At 59.3% G+C, this 20,722-nt stretch carries 18 protein-coding genes; 10 read left to right on the top strand and 8 right to left on the bottom strand.

Going from position 1 to position 20,722, the window contains the following annotated elements; genetic code table 11:
• Positions 1-56: 56 nt before the first annotated feature.
• On the top strand, positions 57-869 hold the full coding sequence (locus BBOU_RS01900) for an HAD-IIB family hydrolase (protein ID WP_026502524.1): 813 nt from the start codon (positions 57-59) through the stop codon (positions 867-869).
• Positions 870-1,257: 388 nt separating this feature from the next.
• A complete protein-coding gene (locus BBOU_RS01895; protein WP_155809235.1) occupies positions 1,258-1,680 on the top strand; it encodes a ComF family protein in 423 nt (140 codons plus the stop codon).
• Between the two features lie 18 nt (positions 1,681-1,698).
• Here the strand turns inward: BBOU_RS01895 and BBOU_RS01890 are convergent, their stop codons facing one another.
• The 5 genes from BBOU_RS01890 to glgB form a co-directional block, all read right to left on the bottom strand.
• The gene (locus BBOU_RS01890) at positions 1,699-3,051 is read right to left on the bottom strand and encodes a Y-family DNA polymerase (protein WP_238551953.1); all 1,353 of its coding nucleotides are present in this window, start codon (positions 3,049-3,051) and stop codon (positions 1,699-1,701) included.
• On the bottom strand, positions 3,035-3,670 hold the full coding sequence (locus BBOU_RS01885) for a LexA family protein (RefSeq protein ID WP_081815463.1): 636 nt from the start codon (positions 3,668-3,670) through the stop codon (positions 3,035-3,037). The genes BBOU_RS01890 and BBOU_RS01885 overlap by 17 nt, the downstream gene beginning before the upstream one ends.
• A gap of 112 nt (positions 3,671-3,782) precedes the next feature.
• Positions 3,783-4,847 (bottom strand): sensor histidine kinase, encoded by a 1,065-nt coding sequence (locus tag BBOU_RS01880; protein WP_161788234.1) that lies wholly within the window; start codon positions 4,845-4,847, stop codon positions 3,783-3,785.
• 68 nt (positions 4,848-4,915) lie between these two features.
• A complete protein-coding gene (locus BBOU_RS01875) occupies positions 4,916-5,668 on the bottom strand; it encodes a response regulator transcription factor (protein ID WP_026502520.1) in 753 nt (250 codons plus the stop codon).
• A 13-nt stretch (positions 5,669-5,681) separates the two neighbouring features.
• A complete protein-coding gene (gene glgB, locus BBOU_RS01870; RefSeq protein ID WP_420885347.1) occupies positions 5,682-7,913 on the bottom strand; it encodes a 1,4-alpha-glucan branching protein GlgB in 2,232 nt (743 codons plus the stop codon).
• Positions 7,914-8,109: 196 nt separating this feature from the next.
• Between glgB and BBOU_RS01865 the strand changes: the two genes are divergently transcribed.
• Both BBOU_RS01865 and ispF read left to right on the top strand, forming a co-directional pair.
• Positions 8,110-8,712, top strand: coding sequence for a CarD family transcriptional regulator (locus BBOU_RS01865; protein WP_026502518.1), 603 nt, complete (start codon positions 8,110-8,112; stop codon positions 8,710-8,712).
• Between the two features lie 2 nt (positions 8,713-8,714).
• Positions 8,715-9,218, top strand: a complete 504-nt coding sequence (ispF, locus tag BBOU_RS01860) for a 2-C-methyl-D-erythritol 2,4-cyclodiphosphate synthase (RefSeq protein WP_026502517.1) — start codon at positions 8,715-8,717, stop codon at positions 9,216-9,218.
• A gap of 15 nt (positions 9,219-9,233) precedes the next feature.
• On the opposite strand, the gene BBOU_RS01855 is transcribed toward ispF, so the two are convergent.
• From BBOU_RS01855 to BBOU_RS01845, 3 genes are all read right to left on the bottom strand, one after another.
• Positions 9,234-10,073 (bottom strand): metal ABC transporter permease, encoded by an 840-nt coding sequence (locus BBOU_RS01855; RefSeq protein ID WP_026502516.1) that lies wholly within the window; start codon positions 10,071-10,073, stop codon positions 9,234-9,236.
• Between the two features lie 15 nt (positions 10,074-10,088).
• Positions 10,089-11,000, bottom strand: coding sequence for an ABC transporter ATP-binding protein (locus BBOU_RS01850; RefSeq protein WP_081815462.1), 912 nt, complete (start codon positions 10,998-11,000; stop codon positions 10,089-10,091).
• Between the two features lie 162 nt (positions 11,001-11,162).
• On the bottom strand, positions 11,163-12,221 hold the full coding sequence (locus BBOU_RS01845; protein WP_081815461.1) for a metal ABC transporter solute-binding protein, Zn/Mn family: 1,059 nt from the start codon (positions 12,219-12,221) through the stop codon (positions 11,163-11,165).
• A gap of 171 nt (positions 12,222-12,392) precedes the next feature.
• Here BBOU_RS01845 and BBOU_RS01840 point away from each other — a divergent pair, with 171 nt between their 5' ends.
• The 6 genes from BBOU_RS01840 to pyk all read left to right on the top strand — a co-directional run bounded on the left by BBOU_RS01840 (position 12,393) and on the right by pyk (position 20,683).
• A complete protein-coding gene (locus tag BBOU_RS01840; protein ID WP_026502514.1) occupies positions 12,393-13,274 on the top strand; it encodes a bifunctional methylenetetrahydrofolate dehydrogenase/methenyltetrahydrofolate cyclohydrolase in 882 nt (293 codons plus the stop codon).
• Positions 13,275-13,460: 186 nt separating this feature from the next.
• Positions 13,461-14,939 carry a 30S ribosomal protein S1 gene (gene rpsA / locus BBOU_RS01835; protein WP_026502513.1) on the top strand — a complete coding sequence of 493 codons (1,479 nt, stop codon included), beginning with the start codon at positions 13,461-13,463 and terminating at the stop codon, positions 14,937-14,939.
• A gap of 104 nt (positions 14,940-15,043) precedes the next feature.
• Positions 15,044-15,673 (top strand): dephospho-CoA kinase, encoded by a 630-nt coding sequence (gene coaE, locus BBOU_RS01830; protein WP_051616629.1) that lies wholly within the window; start codon positions 15,044-15,046, stop codon positions 15,671-15,673.
• A gap of 143 nt (positions 15,674-15,816) precedes the next feature.
• Positions 15,817-17,928 carry an excinuclease ABC subunit UvrB gene (gene uvrB, locus BBOU_RS01825; RefSeq protein WP_026502511.1) on the top strand — a complete coding sequence of 704 codons (2,112 nt, stop codon included), beginning with the start codon at positions 15,817-15,819 and terminating at the stop codon, positions 17,926-17,928.
• 79 nt (positions 17,929-18,007) lie between these two features.
• Entirely contained in the window at positions 18,008-19,018 is a 1,011-nt protein-coding gene (locus BBOU_RS01820; RefSeq protein ID WP_026502510.1) for a TerC family protein, read from the top strand.
• 222 nt (positions 19,019-19,240) lie between these two features.
• The gene (pyk, locus tag BBOU_RS01815) at positions 19,241-20,683 is read left to right on the top strand and encodes a pyruvate kinase (protein ID WP_026502509.1); all 1,443 of its coding nucleotides are present in this window, start codon (positions 19,241-19,243) and stop codon (positions 20,681-20,683) included.
• The last annotated feature ends 39 nt before the right edge of the window (positions 20,684-20,722 follow it).

The following is a 20,722-nucleotide window of genomic DNA, read 5'->3' as shown; positions in this document are numbered from 1 at the left end:
ATGCCGAGGTGAGGATTGCGATAGGATTACTCAATGCGTATGTACAAGGAGGAATCATGACTGCGAGTGCTATCCGCCCTTGGGCTGAACTCGATTTGGATGCCATAGCGTCCCACGCGAAGGCGATTGCTTTTGATCTCGACGGCACGCTCGCCCGGTCGAAAAAACCGATTTCGCAGGATATAGCGGATTGCCTGACCGCTTTGACCCACCGTCTGCCGCTCGCCGTGATTACGGGAGGCCAGTTTTCTTTGGTCCGCAGCCAGATTCTGGACATGCTCGATGACCGGGCATATAAAGCGAATATGCATTTGATGCCTACCAGCGGAACCCGCTATTACCATTGGGATGGTGAGCAGTGGGCTTGCGTGTATGAGCATAACCTCAGCGTCGCCGAACGGGAGGCGGCCATCAGCTCACTGAAACGCCACGCGCAGGAGCAGGGGATTTGGGAGTCGCGTGTATGGGGCGAACGCATCGAGGATCGCGGCAGTCAAATCACGTTCTCCGCTCTCGGCCAGCTTGCTCCGCTTGACGCCAAGGAATCGTGGGATCCTACGAATGAGAAAAAGAACCGGCTCGCCCAAGCGGTCAGCGCTGATGTCCCCGATTTGGCGGTGCGTTCCGGCGGGTCGACCAGCGTTGACATCTCGTTGCGCGGTGTGGATAAGGCGTACGCCGTCCGACAGTTCGCCAAGGCTCTCGGTATTGATGTGGGACAGATCATTTACGTCGGCGACCGTATGGATCCGGATGGCAACGATTATCCTGCGGTCAAAGCAGGCACCATGGCGATTCGTGTCGCTGGCCCGGAAGATACGCTCTTGGTGTGCAATGCGTTGATACGCCATCTGCCGGTCATCGCATAGCGCGACATCTTCTGACCACATGACCGGCAATGGTTCGCTTGACCCGTGCTGTGTCCGGTAGATTCAGGGTATGAGCATACGTGCACGGGTTGAGTCATTGTTCCTTTCGCGTCTCGGTTTGCTCCTGCTGCCGCGTGGGTGCGCTGGATGCGGGTCACCTGACACTGTGCTGTGCGCTGACTGCCGGAGCTTGTTCGACAAGCGGCTGGCCCGCTCCGTCTACGGTGTCACGGCAGGGGCTGTCGCATGCGCACAATATACCGGTGCGGCCCGGTTAGCGGTGTTGGCATGGAAGGACCATGACGACCGTGAATGTGATATCCCATTCGCCGCGTGCCTTGCCCGTGCGGCGCTTGATCTGCCTGAAGTGCGGTCCGCACCCTCAATCGTGCTGATCCCGGTGCCGTCCTCGGAGGCCTCCGCCAGAGCACGTGGCCGGCAGCATATGGCGGTGTTAGTGAAGCGGGTATGCCGGATACTTCGTGAACAGCATGGGAAGGATGCGACGGTTGTCGGCATGCTCGCGGCTGTTGGCCATAAACGGTCGGTGCAGTTATCGAATGCCCGGCAACGTGTTGATCGCGCCGATGCGCGATTCCGGATGCGTGGCTCGTATCGGGTGCATCCGGAAAGCATGGTGTTGCTGTTCGATGACATCATCACCACAGGTTCGACGATGCGGGCATGCGTCGGGACACTCACATCTGCCGGCGTCGTGGTCCATGCGGTGCTCGCTCTGGCGGATACTCCGGCGCGTGGAACCCGCCCGGTTGCCCATCAGGCGGAGTCGCCCGCATCAATGGCGGGATAAGCGGCCCGGATTCGCCGTCTAGTTCGCGTGGACGACCGGCATTTCCTCCCATCGTGTGGTACATCGTTGCGAGAGCATATTGCGCTTCATCGCCCAGCGGGCACCGACTTCTTCACTTGCCCGGCCTTCGCCTCTGATGCCTGCGGCGCATCCGATACCGACACGCATAGGGCCGAATCGTCGGTTGACTTGTTCTAGTACGGAACTTAAGCCGGGGTCGCTGTTTGCTCCCAACGTGGGCAGGGTATGAAAAGCATCGGCGTCGATCAAACCGGTCAGGAGGACTCCGGCCCGAGCGTAGCGTACGGATGGGATGATGCTTCCATGCAATGCCGTTCTGGCCGCGGCGGCGATGATAACCGGATCGTCGCTGGGGTCGGGAAGGGTCATACTGCCATGGGCTGCCGAGGGGATGCCGGTGTGGACATTGCCGCTGGAACAGAACGCCGAAACTGTTGTACACAGGCTGTGCTGGCGTTGGAGTCGCCTGCACGCATATTGGGCGTAGACGGATACGGCTTGAACGATATGATCCTCACCTTGCACCGGTTCGCCGAACATGCGGGAACATAACAGTTCCGTATTGCGTGTGTTCCCGCCGGCGTGATCGTCATCGTAGATGCAGGGGAAGCCGTTCAATTCCAGGATGGTGCGCTCCAATTGGACGGAGAATCTGCGTCTCATGGCGACGGGGTCGCTGTCCCGTAATTGGGCGGCCTGGCGGATGCCGATACCGCGGAGACGTTTGGCCAAGCGGCGTCCAACACCCCAAATGTCTTCAATCGGGATGGAAGCCAAGATGCCTGCTCCGCCATCCGACTGTGCAAGGTCATGCCAGAGGGTCACTCCGTGGGACCTTTCGTGCCGTTTGGCCCAGTGGTTGGTGATTTTCGCCAAGGTTTTAGTCGGGGCGACACCGACACTGACGGGTATGCCGATGCCTTGCAGGACGGTGCGGCGCATGGCAAGGCAGATTTGACGGGTGCGTTCGCCGTCCCAAGGGGACCGCATGAAGCATTCGTCGATGGAATAGACTTCCTGCCCCGGCAGGAATGTCGAAAGCACGGACATCATCCGGCGCGACAGGCTCCCGTACAGTTCATAATTGGAGCTGCGTGCGATGACATGGTCACGTTCAGCCGCTTCGCGGATCATGAACCAAGGAGTGCCGTTGATGATGCCGAGTTGTTTCGCCTCGTTGGATCTGGCCACCACGCACCCGTCATTATTGGACAGCACTACCACAGGCTTGCCGGCAAGCTCAGGGTGGAATACCGTTTCGCATGAGGCGAAGAAATTGTTGGCGTCAGCGAGCACCACCATGCTCGCCGGCGCGTGCTCGCCCGGCATGATGTCACACTCCCCAACCATGATGACGGTAGATTTTAGGATGTGTCGGGGAAGATTGGGTGGTCTGGGAGGCGTGTATGCGCCCGTCTGCCGGATATGTGACCGAGGGGAGTCGCTTATGCGGTTGGCGGTGCGGTTGGCGCTGCCAATGATAGTTACCGACCACCACGCCCCAGATCAGGAGCTCCTGGTCGGCTGCCGGGATGAAATCCGGGTATGCGGTGTTCTCCGGATGCAATATCGGTGTTCGGCCGCGTAAGACGAGTCTTTTGACGGTCAGCTCGTCATCAAGGACTGCGATGACGACGTCGCCGTCTTGCGGGTCGAGTGCACGGTCGACGACAAGCAGGTCACCATCCCAAATGCCGGCGTTCACCATCGAGTCCCCGGCGACTGTCACGACGAATGTGGTGTCCGGATGATTGATGATATGTTCGTCGAGGCTGAAATCGCCGTTGAAGTAATCCTGTGCGACAGAAGGGAATCCGGCGTGTACGGCTTCGAGCGCTTGGGGCACAGGGGAGGGGTGGATATCAGCGCGACGGACTGCGCTGACAGCGCCGGCATGCTCGATGGCACCGTGATGGCGCGGTATGGCGTCGGCATCGGGGAATGATCCTTGATACGCGCTGACAACCATGGCACACCTCCATTCGAACATATGTTCGACTCCAGTATGTGTGATGGTGCAGACAATGAATGGGGCACCACATTGCGTGTGGTGCCCCATTCATGGCGTATGGATGAATCGCTCAGTCCGCGTCCGCAGCTGATTGCGGGGGGTTGTCATCCGATGGGATATGGTGTTTGGGCAGGGTGATTTCAAAATCCGCCCCACGAGGGTCATCCACGACACGCACGGTGCCGCCGTGCAGTTGCGCCGCCCAACGGGCGATGGACAATCCCAGTCCCGTACCTCCAGATTCGGTTCCCGGGCCTGTTTTGCCTTTGACAAAACGCCGGAAGATATCGCTGCGTACCTCCGGTGGAATCTGTGAACCGAAATTGACGACATTGGTTACAACGGTGTCGCTGGCCGTGTCTTCGCGGGTTTCGATCAGTACGGCGGTGTCATCGGGGGAATGTTTCAGCGCGTTGCCGATGACATTGGTGAACAGTTGGCGGAGCCTGTCCTGATCGCCTTCCATGTCCAAATCGTCAGGCACGTGCACCTCAATGGTGTGTGCGTGGCCGGAATCCGCGATTTCCAGCGGTTCGATGGTTTCGTCAATGAAATCGGCGAAATTGAAACGTTCGACTTGCAGGCTCGCCGCCCCCGCTTCCATGCGGGACAGGTCCAGCAGGAAGGCGATGAGATCACTCAGCCGGCGGGTCTGGTTGAGGATGCTTTCCATATTGGCGGGCGTAGGTTCTACGACGCCATCCGCAAGATTTTCCAGCATCGCCTGCAATGCTGATACCGGGGTGCGCAGCTCATGGCTCACATTGGCGATGAGGTCGTTGCGCATTTGGTCGGCGTGCTGGAGTTCTTCGGCCATTTCATTGAAGGAGCGTGCCAGCATGCCGATTTCGTCATTGCTGTCCGTGCCGGTTTTCACTCGGACGCTGTAATCCCCTTCGGCCATGGCTTCGGCGGCGTCGCGCATCTGCCGCAAGGGCGTGGTCAAGCCGCGGGAGAAGAAATAGGTGATGCCGAGGGCCACGGCAAGCGTGATGGGCATGGCAACCCAACCGGTAAGCCCGACTTTGAGCAGTACCCAAGCCAAAGCGAATGCGATGGCTGTGGAAATGACTATCAGGACACTGAGCTCGAATTTCAGTGAGGAAAAGAATCCAATCGGCCGGTCGCTGTCCAGCAGCCGGGTTGTTTTCGTTTGTTTTCCGGCCGGCTGTCTGGACGGCGACGAGCCTGGTTGTTGCGCCATCAGCGCGTCTCGCTTTCCGTAGCGGTGTCATCATCGGATTCCGGCGGCTCGAAAGCGTATCCGACGCCGTGGGCGGTGCGGATCATTTGGGAACCCAGCTTGTGACGCAGCGCTTTGACATGGGAATCCACGGTACGGGTGCCGGAAGCATCCGGCCAGTCCCACACTTCTTCAAGCAGTTTTTCACGCTTGAATACGGTTTTCGGTTTGCGCGCCAGTGTGGCAAGCAAATCGAATTCGGTGGGGGTCAGATGCACCTGTTCCCCGTTGAGGGTCACGATGCGTTGACGCGGGTCGATGACCAACGACCCGAAGTCGAGCACCTTCTCGTTTTCCATGTTCTTGGCGATGATGGTGGCACGTTCGACACGGCGCAACAATGCTTCGCAACGGGCGATGAGCTCTCGCGGCGAGAACGGTTTGGTCATGTAATCGTCGGCACCAGCGCCAAGGCCCATCACCTTGTCGGATTCCGCGTCGCGCGCCGTGAGCATCAACACGGGAACGGGACGTTCGGCGATGATGCGTTTGGTCGCTTCAATGCCGTCCATCACTGGAAGCATGACATCCATGATGACCAGATCGGGCTTGAGCTGCTTGGCCGCGCGGACGGCAGAGGCGCCGTCCGAGGCGACGCGTGCCGTCCAACCGTTTGCAGTGATGCGCTGCGCTATGGCAGTGGCAAGATCGGGTTCATCTTCGACCACCAGAATCGTGCGAGCGGTGCTCTGGTGCGAGGAAGTGTTGAGCATATGGGACCACCTTTCAGTTTTCTGGTTCCAAGAATACCGCTCCCAATGCCGGAATAGTGAGTTTCGCTGACCAATCACGAGAATGATAGGCACCGGCGTCGGCTTCGAACTCGCCGTTATGGATGCCCGAGCCGCCATACTGCTCATCGTCGGTGGTCAGGATTTCGCGCCAGCGTCCTCCGCGGGTCAGTGGAACCTGGTAATCCTCCCATGCTTCGCCGGAGAAGTTGACCACGACGACCAACTGCTCGTCCTTCGCGCCGATGCGCACGAAGCTCAGCGTATTGTGATCCGCGTCATCACTGGTCAGCCATTGGAAGCCGGCCGGGTCGAAGTCCTGGCTCCACAACGCCGGATGCGCCTTGTACATGGCGTTCAGGTCAGCGACCAGCTTCTGGATCTGGCGGTGCTCCTTCCAATTGAGGGCATCCCAATCGACTGACCCGTTGTGATCCCACTCGCCGTATTGGGCGATTTCATTGCCCATGAACGACAGTTTCTTACCCGGATGCGCCCACTGGTAGGCGAACAGGGCGCGCACGCCGGCGTACCGCTGCCAATCGTTGCCGGGCATCTTGCCGAACAGTGATCCCTTGCCGTAGACAACCTCATCGTGGCTGATCGGCAGAACATAATGTTCGGAATACGCGTAGACCATCGAGAAGGTGATTTCGTTGTGGTGCCACTTGCGGTTGATGGGCTCCTCGTGCAGGTATTGCAAGGTGTCGTGCATCCAACCCATATTCCACTTGAGGCCGAATCCGATGCCGCCTTGATCGGTCGGTGCGGTGATGCCCGGATACGCGGTGGATTCTTCGGCGATCATCATGATGCCTGGGTTGTTCTTATACGCGGTGGCGTTGGCTTCCTTGAGGAAATCGATGGCCTCGAGGTTTTCTCGGCCGCCGTAGATATTCGGATGCCACTGGCCGGGTTTGCGGCTGTAGTCGAGATACAGCATTGAGGAGACCGCGTCCACGCGCAGTGCATCGATATGGTATTCGTCCAGCCAGAAGCACGCGTTGGCGACAAGGAAGTTGCGCACTTCGTGCCGACCGAAGTTGAAAATGTACGTGCCCCAGTCGGGATGCTCGCCGCGCGTGGGGTCGGGATCCTCGTACAGCGGGGTGCCGTCGAAGCGTCCCAGTGCGAACGCGTCCTTGGGGAAGTGGGCGGGAACCCAGTCCATGATGACGCCGATGCCGGCCTCATGGAATTTCTCGACCAGATACTTGAAATCGTCCGGTCCGCCGAGACGGGAATCGATGGCGTAATACCCGGTCACCTGATAGCCCCAAGAGCCGGCGAAGGGGTGTTCGGCCAACGGCATGAACTCGACGTGGGTGAAGCCTTCCTTGGCGACGTAGTCGACGAGTTGGTCGGCGAGGTCGCGATAATTCTTGATCCCCTGCTTCCAGCTGCCGGCGTGGACTTCGTAGATGCTGACCGGGCCGTCATGCGGATTGGTGCGCTTGCGGCGGTCCATCCATGCGGCGTCGTCCCATGTGAAGGTCGAATCGACTACAACGGAACCGGTTGCCGGCGGAATTTCGTGCGAACGTTCCATCGGATCGGCTTTCATGACCCACTCATTGTTCGCATTCAGGATTTGGTACTTGTAGACTTCGCCGTCTTGCACACCGGGGATGAACAGCTCCCAGATGCCGGAAGATCCCAGCTCGCGCATGGCGTGCTTGCGGCCGTCCCAGCCGTTGAAATTGCCGACGACGCGTACCGCGTGCGCATTGGGCGCCCATACGCTGAATGCCGTGCCGACCAAGGGTTTGCCGCTCACGCCGTCGCTGGAACCCATCGGGTCCTGGTAATGCATGACACGTGCGCCGAGTGCCTCCCACAGCCGCTCGTGGCGCCCCTCGCCGAACAGGTACATATCGAGATCGCCGACCGTCGGCAGGTAGCGATATGGATCATCCTCAATCGTGGTCTCACCGTTCTCGTACGTCGTGGCGACACGGTAATCCGGGACACCCCAGCCGTCATCGGTGGCGATCGCGGGGATGTTCGCGTAGAAAATCCCGTTGTGCTCGTGGGCCGCCGCGTACTGTTCGCGTTTGCCGTCCCGCTCGGTGACGATGTCGACCTTCTTGGCGAGAGGGCGCAGCACGCGTACGGTGACGGTGCCGTTGGGGTCGTCCTCTACGATATGCCCGCCGAGTACCTCATGCGGGTTGAAGTAGGTCGCGTTGCTGACAGCATCCAGCTTTCCTTGGTCTACAGTGAACATGGTGATATCTCCATTGATCCTCGTGTCGTTCATAGCCATATATGAAGCATAGGCATACTTTTGCCGAATGTCGCGCCGTGTCGGCGTGTTTTTATGGAAATTCGTCGTCGTCGGGGGGAAAATCGCCCAAGTCCCGGCCTGAGGGCATACTACGTAAGGTTATATAGTCTTTGGCTGCTTGCTTCACGGAGGGTTCATGGGTTACAAAGTCGGTGATATGGTCGTGTATCCGCGTCATGGTGCGGCACGGGTCGATGCGATTACCGAACGCACGGTGAAGGGTGTGACCCGGGAGTACCTCCAACTGTCAGTCCTGTCCTCTGACGGCCTGGTCATCAATGTTCCTGTGGAGAACGCGCAGAAGGTGGGTGTCCGCGATATCGTGGACGCGGCAGCGGTGTCGAAGGTGTTCGAGATTTTGCGCACCCCCATCGTGGAGAAGGAAATGAACTGGTCCCGGCGCTATAAGCTCAACGTCGAGAAGATCTCCACCGGTGACGTCAATCAGATCGCCGAGGTTGTGCGCGACTTGTCTCAGCGCAATGTCGACGAACATGGCCTGTCTGCGGGGGAGAAGCGCATGCTTACCCGCGCGCGCAGCATTCTCACCTCTGAGATTGCGTTGTCTGAAGACATTTCCGAAGATGAGGCGCAGCGTCTTCTGGATGTGAATCTCGGCTATGCCGATCCGCTTCCCGGTGACGCCCAACATCATACCGAGGCGCCGCAGGAGCCGGCCTCGCAGACTCTTGCCCGTCTTGAAGCGGAAAAGAAGAAGTCCAAGTCCAAGAAGAAGTAAGCATGGCTGTGGAATCGTGCTTGACGGGCGTTCCGCGCGTGGGGATGGGTTTTGACGCCCATCGGTTCGCGCGGGACGCCCGTCCGTTATGGTTGGCGTGCTTGCAATGGGAAGGCACCGGCATTGAAGGGGATTCCGATGGCGATGTTGCCGCGCACGCGCTGATTGACGCATTGTTGTCCGCTGCGGGGCTGGGGGATATCGGCACGTTGTTCGGCGTCGGCGGCGATTCCGCTGGGGCAGGTCAGCATGGCGGTCCGATGCTTGAACGGACGGTTGCGGTCTTGCATCAGCATCATGTGATGCCGGTGAATGCCAGTGTCGTGCTTATCGGCAACCGTCCGCGTATCGGTTCGAGGCGCATGGAAGCGGAACGGATGATGTCGCAGGCGGTTGGCTGTCCGGTCGCTTTGAGTGCAACGACAACGGACGGTATGGGTTTCACCGGAACAGGTGAAGGCATTGCCGCGATGGCGACGGTCATGGTCACCATCGCGGAGCAGTGAGGTGTTGTTGTCTCGCTAACGCTGATGGTGGATGGAGGATGCGCCCCGGGCGATCGCCCACATCAGGGTGGATAGCGTGACGATGATGAAACTCGGCGGTGCGGGGAACATGGCGGACAAGACCAATCCTCCCCAAATGGATACGAGGCACAGCACGCTTGCCGTCACCATGGCTTTGAGCGGGGAAGCGGCGATGATGTTCGCCGTGGCCGCAGGGGTGACCACAAGAGCGAAAATCAGCAGTGTGCCGACCGCCGGCACGGCGATGGTGATGACTCCGGCCATGATCGCCATGAACAGCACGTTCATCAGGGCGATGGGCACGCCTTTGGCTTGGGCGACCTGTTCATCAAGCGAGCTGAACAGCAGGGGGCGGTAAATCACCGCCAGAATGATGACCAGCAGGATGTCGAAGATGGCGAATCCGATGACCTGATCGTTGGTGATGGTCAGGATCGAACCGAACAGAATGGATTGCATCTGCTGGGATGCCGAACTTGACAGGCGGGCGAAGAACAAGCCGAGACCGGTGGCGAAGGCGAGCACTGTGCCGGTCGCGATTTCCCGTTGTGAAGCACGCTTGCCGAGCGCGCCGATAATAAGCGCACCCATCAACGCGAATGCGCCCAGTCCCAGCGATACCGGCAGGCCGAGCAGTACGGCCCCGGTCGCTCCCGGAAGCCCGATGTGGGCCAACGCATGCGCCGCGAAGGTGGAGTGCCGGGCGATGGTGAAGTATCCCATGGCGCCTGCGGCGATGGCGATGCATAGTCCGGCGAGGAACGCGTTGTGCATGAAGGGCATGCTCAGCGTCTGTGTCCATTGTGGGTCGAATGAGAATGCGATGTGGTTCATGTCGTTGTCCTTGGATCACTGCCTGTGCTGTTCGCCCGCATGATGGTGGAATCTTGCCACCTCGTCCGGGGCGTGGGTGTCTTGGTTCATTCCCGCGGGTTCGTCTGGGGTCGGTGTGACGAACATGTCGCCCTGCGGTGTGGTCACCACTTGCACGGTGGTGCCGTACAGGTGTGTCAGGAGTTCGGCGTCCAATACTTTGTTCATCGCGGCGTAATGGGGGTGGCCGTCCAACAGGTATACGGCGCCGGTGAGGATCGGCAGCAGCATATTCAGGTCATGGGCGACGATCTGGATGGTCATACCGAGCTCGTGATTGAGCCGGGCGAGCACGTGGACTGTCGCCCGCTGACTGGCGAGGTCGAGATTGGCCAGCGGCTCGTCGAGCATCAGCAGTTGTGGGTTGCTGACTAGAGCTTGTGCGATGGCGACGCGTTGTCGCAGTCCGCCGGACAATTGTGACAACCGGTAGTTGGCTTTGTCCGCCACGCCGACGAAGTCCATGGCCTCACGGGCTTGCTGGCGTTGCGCCCTACTGGTGATATGGAAACCGAACTTGGTGCCCGTCAACCCCAGCAGTACTGACTGTTCCGCCGTGAGGTTGGAATCGATGTCGGACGTGTAGCTTTGGGGCACGTATCCGATGCGCTGGTTGGCTTTGCCGGCCGGTTCGCCCAGTACGGTCACGCTGCCGTGGGCGATGGCCAGTAGGCCGAGTTCGGCTTTCAGCATCGTGGTTTTTCCCGCTCCGTTGGTTCCTACGATTGCGGTGACTGAGCCTTGGGGAATGGTGAAATCGCCGTGGCTCCAGATGAGATGGTCGCCGCGCCGGATGGCGGCGTCCTTGAAAACGATTGCGGGCTGCGCCGTGTCGTCGGCCTGTCGCGGTGGGGCCGAATGGTGGCGTGCTGGTATGGAGGTGCCCATTGCATTCCTTCCGAGTGTCTGTGCTTGGATTCGGTGTAGATGACTGTGGGCCGGATCCATTGGTATTGCTCTGCACGCCAGTATCGTCAATGGTGTTGACAATCATTATCATTTAGACGATTCGACGGATATGCTTGGCGCTGAACCGATTCCTGCCGAGATTCAGTCGGATGAAGCGGAGGGGGAAGCCGTTGCGGCGTCCGTGGCTGATGCCGAGGCGTCATCGGACGGGCTCGCCGACGACGATGAGGAGGGTGAGGGCGATGCGGCAGCGGAATCAGTGTCGGTGTCCACCGCTTCGGCGATGTCGCTGACCAGTGAGCTGATCCACCCGGTCAGTGAACGTTGGTCGGAAGGCATCTGCTCGGTGATGTTGATGACCGCGATCTTGTTCTTGGCTGCCATCTTAGTCAATGCGGCTGCGGAATCACTATGTTCCTGTGGGTTGTTCACCAGCAGGGGCACGTTGCCGGAGTCCAGCAACCGCTGGAACGCCTGTAAATCCGCGGGGGCGGCTTCCCCTCCCGATGCCACCGCCTGTGCATACCCGTCCGGCGTGACATCTTTGAACTGCATGTCGGACATGAGATAGTAGGCGACCGCTTCAGTCGCGGCGTACGGGGTGTTCTTGTGCCGCTTGGCGAATGCGGCCATGTCGTCTTCGAGTGCATCCTCCTGCTGGCGCCATGCCTTGAGATGCTTGTCGAAGCTTTTCTTCTTCGCGGGAAGCGCCTTGGAGAACACGTCGGCAAGCTCGGTCGCCATCGCATTGCGGGCGTCCTTGGAGAACCACAGATGGGGATTGTCCCCGTTGATGGCGCCCACGGTCGCTGCGGCCGAGACGTTGATGGTGCCTTTGGCCAGGCTCTTGGTGGCCCACGTGTCATATCCGGCACCGTTGGTCACGACGACTTGCGCCTTTTGGATGGCGGCGATATCCGAGGTCTTGGGTTCGAAATCGTGGGCGTCGACGGCGGTGGAGCTGAGGATCGTGGTGACGTTGACATCGGTTCCGCCGATTTGTTCAGCCAAAACACCCCACTGGTTGACGGAGGCGACCACGTTGATCGGCCCCTTGGCGGGTGCGGCCGCAGAAGTGGAGGCGGAAGGGGTGGGAGTGCGGTGGGGGAATCCGCATGCGGACAACGGTATAACCAGCGCAATCGCAGCGCATGCCGCGATGCCTGCGATGACTCGTCCGACGAGCTTGCCTGCCTTCATACTGTCACCTTCGTCTGATTCTCAATCAATGGACTCCGCATGCCGGAACGCATGCCACGTCTGGCTCCACGATAGCCTACGATACAGAAAACGAAGTGAGCCGTCTTCTGGTGCTCAGGGGGAGACGGGCGCGAATGTACAAACTGGAACCCCTATGGTCAGGAGGCGGACATGCCCATCATATTGGATGGCAAAAGCGTGGCGGCGCAAGTCAAGGAAGATCTTGCACGACGTGTGGGCGCACTGCGGCAGCAAGGTATCCAGCCTGGCTTAGGCACCCTGCTGGTCGGCAACGATCCGGGGTCCATGAAATATGTCGCCGGCAAGCATGCCGATTGTGCGCAAGTGGGCATTACGTCAATCCGCAAGGATTTGCCGGCGGACGCGACCGAAAAGCAGATCGGGCAGGCCATCGACGAATTGAACGCCGACCCCTCATGCACGGGATTCATCGTCCAGCTGCCACTGCCCGCCGGCGTCGACGAGATGTCCGCGATCGCGAGAATCGACCCGGGCAAGGATGTCGATGGGATGCACCCGTATAATCTCGGGGAGCTGGTGCTGCATACCTCCGGCACGATCGGCACGCCGCTGCCGTGCACTCCTCGCGGTGTTCTGGCGCTGCTGGACCATTACGGCATCGATTTGAACGGGAAAGAGGTTTGTGTGCTGGGCCGGGGCATCACCATCGGACGCACCATCGGACTGTTGCTGACCCGTCGTGAGGTCAACGCCACAGTCACGTTGTGCCATACCGGTACGCGTAACGTGCGTGAGCATATGCGTCGCGCCGATGTGATTGTCGCGGCGATGGGTTCGGCCGGATTCGTCAAGCCCGAGGATATCAAGGATGGGGCTGTCCTCGTCGATGTCGGAGTATCGCGCGTGTGGGACGAACAGGCAGGCAGATATCGCATCAAGGGGGATATCGACAAGGCCTGCTATGAGAAGGCGGGCGCCTATACGCCGAATCCCGGCGGGGTCGGTCCGATGACACGCGCCATGCTGCTGTCCAATGTCGTCGAAATCGCCGAGCGTTCGGCACGCGGGTGAACGCGAATATAGACGCCTATCGTGCGGCGGATGCGCCACTCGACCCACATGCGACACGCTGAGTGTTCGCGGATGGCTTTTGTGCATGGCGCACGGTACGCTGGGGACAGGTGTGTCCGCAAGGGCACGCCTGATAACTGAAGAACGATTTTATCCATCTACTAGTTAACAGAAACCACTATTTTAATGGCAGATAACAATACGGAAGTCACCAAGGTCGCGATCAACGACATCGGCACCGAAGAGGACTTCATCAAGGCAGTCGATTCCACCATCAAGAACTTCGATGATGGTGATCTGGTCGAGGGTACGGTCGTCAAGGTCGACCGTGACGAGGTTCTCCTCGACATCGGCTACAAGACCGAGGGTGTCATCCCCTCCCGCGAACTTTCCATCAAGAAGGACGTCGATCCCGACGATGTCGTCGAAGTCGGCGACACCATCGAGGCCCTTGTCGTAACCAAGGAAGACAAGGAAGGCCGTCTTATCCTGTCCAAGAAGCGTGCCCAGTATGAGCGCGCTTGGGGCGATATCGAGAAGATCAAGGAAGCCGATGGCGTTGTCGAAGGCACCGTCATCGAAGCCGTCAAGGGCGGCCTCATCGTCGACATCGGCCTGCGTGGCTTCCTGCCGGCTTCGCTCGTCGAGATGCGCCGCGTCCGCGACCTGTCCCCGTACATCGGTCAGAAGATCAAGGCCAAGATCCTGGAGCTCGACAAGAACCGCAACAACGTGGTGCTGTCCCGCCGCCAGTACCTCGAGGAGACCCAGTCCGAGGTCCGTGAGACCTTCCTGTCCCAGCTCAAGAAGGGCCAGATCCGTGAAGGCGTGGTGTCCTCCATCGTCAACTTCGGCGCGTTCGTCGATCTGGGCGGTGTTGACGGCCTGATCCACGTGTCCGAGCTGTCTTGGAAGCACATCGACCACCCGTCCGAGGTCGTCAAGGTCGGCCAGAAGGTCACCGTCGAGGTGCTGGATGTCGATATGGACCGTGAGCGCATCTCGCTGTCCCTCAAGGCTACTCAGGAAGATCCGTGGCAGCGCTTCGCTCGCACCCACGTTCCCGGCCAGATCGTCAAGGGCAAGGTCACCAAGATCGTGCAGTTCGGCGTGTTCGTGTCCGTCGAGGACGGCATCGAAGGCCTCGTGCACATCTCCGAGCTGGCCAACCGCCATGTCGAGAACCCGGAGACCGTGGTCAAGCAGGGCGAGACCGTGTTCGTCAAGGTCATCGACGTCGATCTCGATCGTCGCCGTATCTCCCTGTCCCTCAAGCAGGCCAACGATTCCGTCGACCCGAACTCCGAAGATTTCGATCCGGCGCTGTACGGCATGCCGGCCGAGTACGACGAGGACGGCAACTACAAGTATCCGGAAGGCTTCGACCCGAATACCAACGAGTGGATCGCCGGTTACGAGAAGCAGCGCGAGGAATGGGAAGCCCAGTACGCCGCCGCCCACGACCTGTGGGAAGAGCACAAGGCTTTCGCAGCCAAGGAACTGGAGAACGCCGCGGCTTCCGCAGCCGAGGATGGCCAGGCCCCTCGCGAGGAAAAGGTCCAGGAGACCTCCAACTACTCCTCGAACAATGCCTCTGAAGGCACGCTTGCCGACTCCGATCAGCTTGCCGCCCTGCGTGAGCAGCTGCTCAAGGAAAAGAAGTGAGCAATTCGGTCATAACTGACTGAATCCTCGATGGCCCCCGACACGTACAGTGCCGGGGGCCATTCATATGTCCGCAGTGTGCCGATTCGACTACGATAAGCGGTATGGTGATACGAATCGGACTGACCGGCGGCATTGCTGCCGGTAAAAGCACGGTCGCAAGCCGATTGCGAGAACTCGGCGCCACAATCATCGACTATGATGTTCTCGCCCGGCAGATTGTCGAACCCGGGGGAGAAGCGCTCCCTCGCATCGTGGAAGCATTCGGCCCAAGCGCGGTGGACGCCGCTGGTCGGCTCAACCGAGCTTGGCTCGCGCAGCGCGTGTTCAGTGGCCCTGACCGGCAGGCGTTGGAGCGGCTCGATGCCATCGAGCACCCGCTGATTTACGCGAAAGCCCAGCAAGCTGATGCCGAAGCCGCATCCCAAGACGACACTGCGGTGATTGTTCACGACATCCCGCTGCTGGCGGACGTCATCGACGATGTTCCGTTCACGTTCGACCATGTCGTGACCGTGGAAGCGCCTCAGCAGGTACGTATCGAACGGATGATACGTACGCGGGGAATGAGCGGTACGCAAGCGAAAGCGCGGATTGACAGCCAAAGCCCCCAGGCGGCGCGCCTAGCCATCGCCGACATTGTTGTGGATTCCGATACGGATCGCGCATCGATGCTCGCCCGCGTCGACCGACTGTACGCGCAGTGGTCGGCGCAGGCACGCCATGATGCCTGACATGCGCTGTGGGACGAGCATCGAACATAAGTACGAAAGCATTGATACGCTGGTGATGACAAAAGCCGCCGCATCCCGCGTTGCGTGTGAGGTTGCAGAGGCACCCTGTACGCGTCCATGTTGAGGCTGTGAAAGGAATGGCTGTGAGCATTTCCATCGAACGAACAGATAAGCCGTTTGTCGTCAAAGCGCCATACCAGCCGTCCGGCGACCAACCGCAGGCCATAGAGGAGCTCGCGGAACGCATCAACGATGGCGAGAATGATGTCGTGCTTATGGGCGCGACCGGTACCGGTAAAACCGCGACGGTCGCATGGCTGATCGAGAAGCTTCAGCGGCCGACCCTGATCCTTGAACCCAATAAAACATTGGCCGCCCAGCTGTGTGCGGAATTCCGCGAGCTCATGCCCGACAACGCGGTGAGCTATTTCGTGTCGTACTACGACTATTACCAGCCTGAAGCGTATATCCCCCAAACGGACACCTATATCGAAAAAGACTCGAATATCAATGATGATGTCGAGCGTCTGCGTCACGCCGCAACCGCGAATCTGCTGACACGGCGCGATTGTGTGGTTGTTGCCACGGTCTCGTGCATCTACGGCTTGGGTACGCCTGAAGAATACGCCGGCCGTATGCTGTTCCTCAAGGAAGGCCAGCAGATCGACCGGGATTCACTGTTGCGTAAGTTCGTTGACATGCAGTACAAGCGCAACGATATCGCGTTCACGCGCGGTACGTTCCGTGTGCGCGGCGATACCGTGGAAATCATCCCCGTCTATGAGGAGCTTGCCATCCGCATTGAATTCTTCGGTGATGAAATCGACCGCATCTCGACCTTGCATCCCATCACCGGCGATGTCATCGACCATGTCAGCCAAGTGCATATCTTCCCGGCTTCCCACTATGTCGCAGGTCCGGAACGTATGGAACGTGCGCTCGGCACCATCAAAGAAGAGCTCGACCACCGTGTCGCCGAACTACGCAAACAAGGCAAAGAGCTGGAAGCGCAGCGTCTGACTATGCGTACCACGTATGATCTGGAAATGCTCACCCAGGTGGGGACATGTGCGGGCGTGGAGAATTATTCGCGACATTTTGACGGCCGAGAGCCGGGCACGCCACCGCATACACTGCTGGATTTCTTCCCTGACGACTTCCTGCTGGTCATCGATGAGTCCCATGTCACCGTCCCGCAAATCGGTGCCATGTATGAAGGCGATGCCAGCCGCAAGCGCACGCTGGTCGAGCATGGTTTCCGCCTGCCGTCGGCGATGGATAATCGTCCGCTCAAATGGGACGAGTTCCTTCAGCGTGTCGGACAAACCGTCTACCTGTCGGCGACGCCAGGCGATTACGAGCTTGGCTTGTCTGACGGTGTTGTGGAGCAGATCATCCGGCCGACTGGCCTGTTGGATCCGAAGATTGAGGTCAGGCCGGTCGAAGGGCAAATCGACGACCTGTTCGCGGAAATCAAGGATCGCGTCGCGAAGAACGAGCGTGCGCTCGTGACCACCCTCACCAAAAAGATGGCGGAGGATCTGACCGACTACCTGCTTGACAAGGGCATCAAGGTTGAATACCTGCATTCCGATGTTGACACGTTAAGGCGTGTCGAACTGCTCCGTGAGCTGCGTGAAGGCAAAATCGACGTGATTGTCGGCATCAATCTGCTCAGGGAAGGCCTTGATCTGCCTGAGGTTTCGCTTGTGGCGATTTTGGATGCCGACAAGGAAGGATTCCTGCGCTCCTACCGTTCACTGATCCAGACCATCGGTCGAGCGGCACGTAACGTGTCCGGAACCGTCATCATGTATGCCGATGAGGTCACCGATGCCATGAACAAAGCGATCACCGAGACTGAACGGCGGCGGGCCAAGCAGATCGCCTACAACAAGGAGCACCATATCGACCCCAAGCCGTTGATCAAGAAAATCAGTGATGTCAATGACATGATCGCCAAGGAGGATGTCGACACGCAGACCTTGCTTGCGGGAGGCTACCGGAATGCGGGGAAGGCCGGCAATGCTCATCTGGGAGTGCCCAGTGTCGGCGAGGAGGAAATCGAGAAGCGCCATGAGGAGATTCTCAAAGCGGGACTCCCGGCGCAGGATTTGGCCGACCTCATCCGTCAGATGAGCGAGCAGATGCACACCGCCGCCGAACAGCTCCAGTTCGAGCTGGCGGCGCGTCTGCGCGATGAAATCCGGGATTTGAAGAAAGAGCTGCGACAGATGACCGAGGCGCAACGATGATATCGGATGCGGCGGTGTAGTAGGCCTGTCGTTATGTTGCCGTTGCCGTGAGTCACACGCTCTTTCTATGCTGGGGAACATGGCAGAAACACCGGTAGCATTCATGATCGCGACCTTCGCGGTTCTCGCTGTATTCGTCGTCGTTGACCTTTTCATCATCGGGCGCAAGCCACATGTGCCATCGACCAAGGAATGCGTGCAGCATATCGCGTTCTTTGTAGTTGCGGCGCTGATTTTCGGCGGTATCATCTGGGCGGTAGCCGGGTCGAAACCGGCCGTCGAATTTTATTCGGGCTGGATGACTGAATATTCGCTGAGCATTGACAATCTCTTCGTATTCGTCATCATCATGTCGAATTTCGCCGTACCGAAAGAGCTGCAAAAATACGTGCTCAGCGTGGGTATCACGGTCGCGCTGGTGTTGCGTGGCATCTTCATCCTGGTTGGCGCGGCAATCATCCAGCGGTTCACTTGGGTGTTCTTCCTGTTCGGCGCGTTCCTGATTGTCACCGCGCTCAAATTGGTCACCGGCCATGACGACGATGAAGAATATCACGAAAACGGTCTTATCCGTGCGCTGCGCAAAGTGATGAACATCACTGACGAATACGATGGAGAGAAGCTGCGGACGGTCAAGAACGGGCAACGGTTCTGGACGCCGATGCTCATCGTGTTCCTGACCATCGGCACCACCGATGTCATGTTCGCGTTCGATTCGATTCCTGCGATTTTCGGCTTGACCAAGGATCCGTTCATCGTGTTCACCTCGAATGTGTTCGCCTTGCTGGGCCTGCAGCAGTTGTACTTCCTGCTGGGCAAACTGCTTGACCAGCTGGTGTATCTTCCTGTGGGCCTGTCCATCGTGCTCGGGTTCATCGGCGTCAAACTGGTGATGGAAGCCCTGTCCGGCAATTCGTTGCCGTTCATCAACGGTGGCCAACCGGTGGCATGGGTGCCTGAAGTGCCGACATGGCTGTCTCTTGTGGTCATTGTCTGCGCTCTGGGTGGTTCGGCGCTTGCCAGCGTACTCAAAATGAAGCAGGAGGAGCGGCGGGAACAGCTCCAGTCTGCCGGCGGTGACGAAGCATGATCGTGCCGCGACACTCGCGAATAGGTGCCGGCGGGTAGACGGGTTGCCCTGCGGTAGCGTGCCGGTGGATGGCTGGTGAATATGGAATGAAGCCAGTGTGAGCGCTCACAACACAATGGTCGAAATCGTTGGCGCACGCCAGTCGAAACGAGTAGACTATCCCATGGAAACAGGATTTTCACCTGTTCGATAGAAAACAAGTTGAAATAGAGGCAGGTATTCATGCGTAAAGCAAAGATCGTCGACACGATCGGTCCAGCCACCGAGTCCCTCGAAGGCATCACCAAGCTCGTCGAAGCCGGTATGGACGTCGCGCGTCTCAACCGCTCCCACGGCACTCCTGAGGATCACCTCAAGGTCTACAACAACGTGCGTGCGGCCTCCAAGGCGACTGGTCGCAACGTCGCGGCGCTGGTCGACCTGCAGGGCCCGAAGATTCGTTGCGGTTGGTTCAAGAAGAACGCCGAAGGCGAAGACAAGGTCCAGCTGACCGAAGGCCAGGAGTTCATCATCACCACTGATGACATCGAAGGCGACGAGCACATCACCTCCACCACCTTCAAGGGTCTGCCCGGCGATTGCCATCCTGGCGATCCGATTCTCATCGATGACGGCAAGGTCCGCCTCGAGGTCACCAAGGTCGAAGGCAACAACGTGCACACCAAGGTTGTCGTGGCGGGGCCGGTGTCCAGCCACAAGGGCATCAACCTTCCGGGCGTCGCCGTGTCGCTGCCGGCACTGACCGAGAAGGATGAGGCTGATCTGCGCTGGGCCATCCGCACCGGCGCTGACATCATCGCCATGTCCTTCGTGCGTTTCGCGACCGATATCGATCGCGCCCACGAGATTATGGACGAGGAAGGCCGTCGCATCCCGATCGTCGCGAAGATCGAGAAGCCGCAGGCTGTGGAGAACCTCGAAGAGATCGTCAAGACCTTCGACGGCATCATGGTCGCCCGTGGCGATATGGCTGTCGAAATGCCGTTCGAAGAGGTCCCGCTGGTCACCAAGCGCTGCATCGAGCTGGCTCGCCAGTATGCGAAGCCGGTCATCGTGGCCACTGAGGTGCTCGGCTCCATGGTCCATTCCCCGGTTCCGTCCCGCGCTGAGGCTTCCGACTGCGCGAACGCGGTGCTTGACGGCGCCGACGCGACCATGACCTCCAACGAGACCGCTGTCGGCGAATACCCGACCGAGACCGTCAAGACCATGTCCCGCATCTCCGGCTATGCCACCGAACACGGTTTCGACCGCATCCCGGCGCTGAAGAACCTGGATATGTCCAATAGCGGCGCCGTCTCTTCCGCCGCAGTTGATTTGGCGGAGAAGGTCAACGCGAAGGCCATCGTCGCTTACACGCAGACCGGCAACACCGTGCACCGCGTGTCCCGCGAGCGTCCGGCCGCCCCGATTTACGGCCTGACCACCAACGAGCACACCTACCATTGGCTGGCTCTGAGCTGGGGCACCGAAGCGTTCCTGCTTGATGAGGACTACCACGACAAGAACCGTAGCGATCTCATGGTGTTCACCGACAAGGTGCTGCGCGACGCGGGCAAGGTTGCCGATGGCGACCGCATCGTCGTGCTCAGCTCCGCGCAGGGCGAGCATCGTCCGGGCAGCACGGATTCCATCTACGTGCACACGGTTGGCGCTTGCGACTGACGTTGGGTTGAGATAGCGCTTTCAGCGTGAATCTCATAC

It is taken from the genome of Bifidobacterium boum (assembly GCF_000741535.1).
Classification (GTDB): Bacteria; Actinomycetota; Actinomycetes; order Actinomycetales; family Bifidobacteriaceae; genus Bifidobacterium; species Bifidobacterium boum.
Note: the sequence above shows the minus strand (reverse complement) of the source record. Positions and strands in the feature narration are given on the sequence as shown.

Excerpts from the sequence above, each read along its gene's own strand:
- BBOU_RS01875 (WP_026502520.1), bottom strand. The coding sequence starts at position 5,668 with ATGCTCAACACTTCCTCGCACCAGAGCACCGCTCGCACGATTCTGGTG.
- BBOU_RS01855 (WP_026502516.1), bottom strand. The coding sequence starts at position 10,073 with ATGAACCACATCGCATTCTCATTCGACCCACAATGGACACAGACGCTG.
- BBOU_RS01890 (WP_238551953.1), bottom strand. The coding sequence starts at position 3,051 with ATGGTTGGGGAGTGTGACATCATGCCGGGCGAGCACGCGCCGGCGAGC.
- BBOU_RS01900 (WP_026502524.1), top strand. The coding sequence starts at position 57 with ATGACTGCGAGTGCTATCCGCCCTTGGGCTGAACTCGATTTGGATGCC.
- ispF (WP_026502517.1), top strand. The coding sequence starts at position 8,715 with ATGGCTGTGGAATCGTGCTTGACGGGCGTTCCGCGCGTGGGGATGGGT.
- rpsA (WP_026502513.1), top strand. The coding sequence starts at position 13,461 with ATGGCAGATAACAATACGGAAGTCACCAAGGTCGCGATCAACGACATC.
- glgB (WP_420885347.1), bottom strand. The coding sequence starts at position 7,913 with ATGTTCACTGTAGACCAAGGAAAGCTGGATGCTGTCAGCAACGCGACC.
- BBOU_RS01865 (WP_026502518.1), top strand. The coding sequence starts at position 8,110 with ATGGGTTACAAAGTCGGTGATATGGTCGTGTATCCGCGTCATGGTGCG.
- BBOU_RS01840 (WP_026502514.1), top strand. The coding sequence starts at position 12,393 with ATGCCCATCATATTGGATGGCAAAAGCGTGGCGGCGCAAGTCAAGGAA.
- BBOU_RS01885 (WP_081815463.1), bottom strand. The coding sequence starts at position 3,670 with ATGGTTGTCAGCGCGTATCAAGGATCATTCCCCGATGCCGACGCCATA.
- pyk (WP_026502509.1), top strand. The coding sequence starts at position 19,241 with ATGCGTAAAGCAAAGATCGTCGACACGATCGGTCCAGCCACCGAGTCC.
- BBOU_RS01820 (WP_026502510.1), top strand. The coding sequence starts at position 18,008 with ATGGCAGAAACACCGGTAGCATTCATGATCGCGACCTTCGCGGTTCTC.
- BBOU_RS01845 (WP_081815461.1), bottom strand. The coding sequence starts at position 12,221 with ATGAAGGCAGGCAAGCTCGTCGGACGAGTCATCGCAGGCATCGCGGCA.
- BBOU_RS01850 (WP_081815462.1), bottom strand. The coding sequence starts at position 11,000 with ATGGGCACCTCCATACCAGCACGCCACCATTCGGCCCCACCGCGACAG.
- coaE (WP_051616629.1), top strand. The coding sequence starts at position 15,044 with ATGGTGATACGAATCGGACTGACCGGCGGCATTGCTGCCGGTAAAAGC.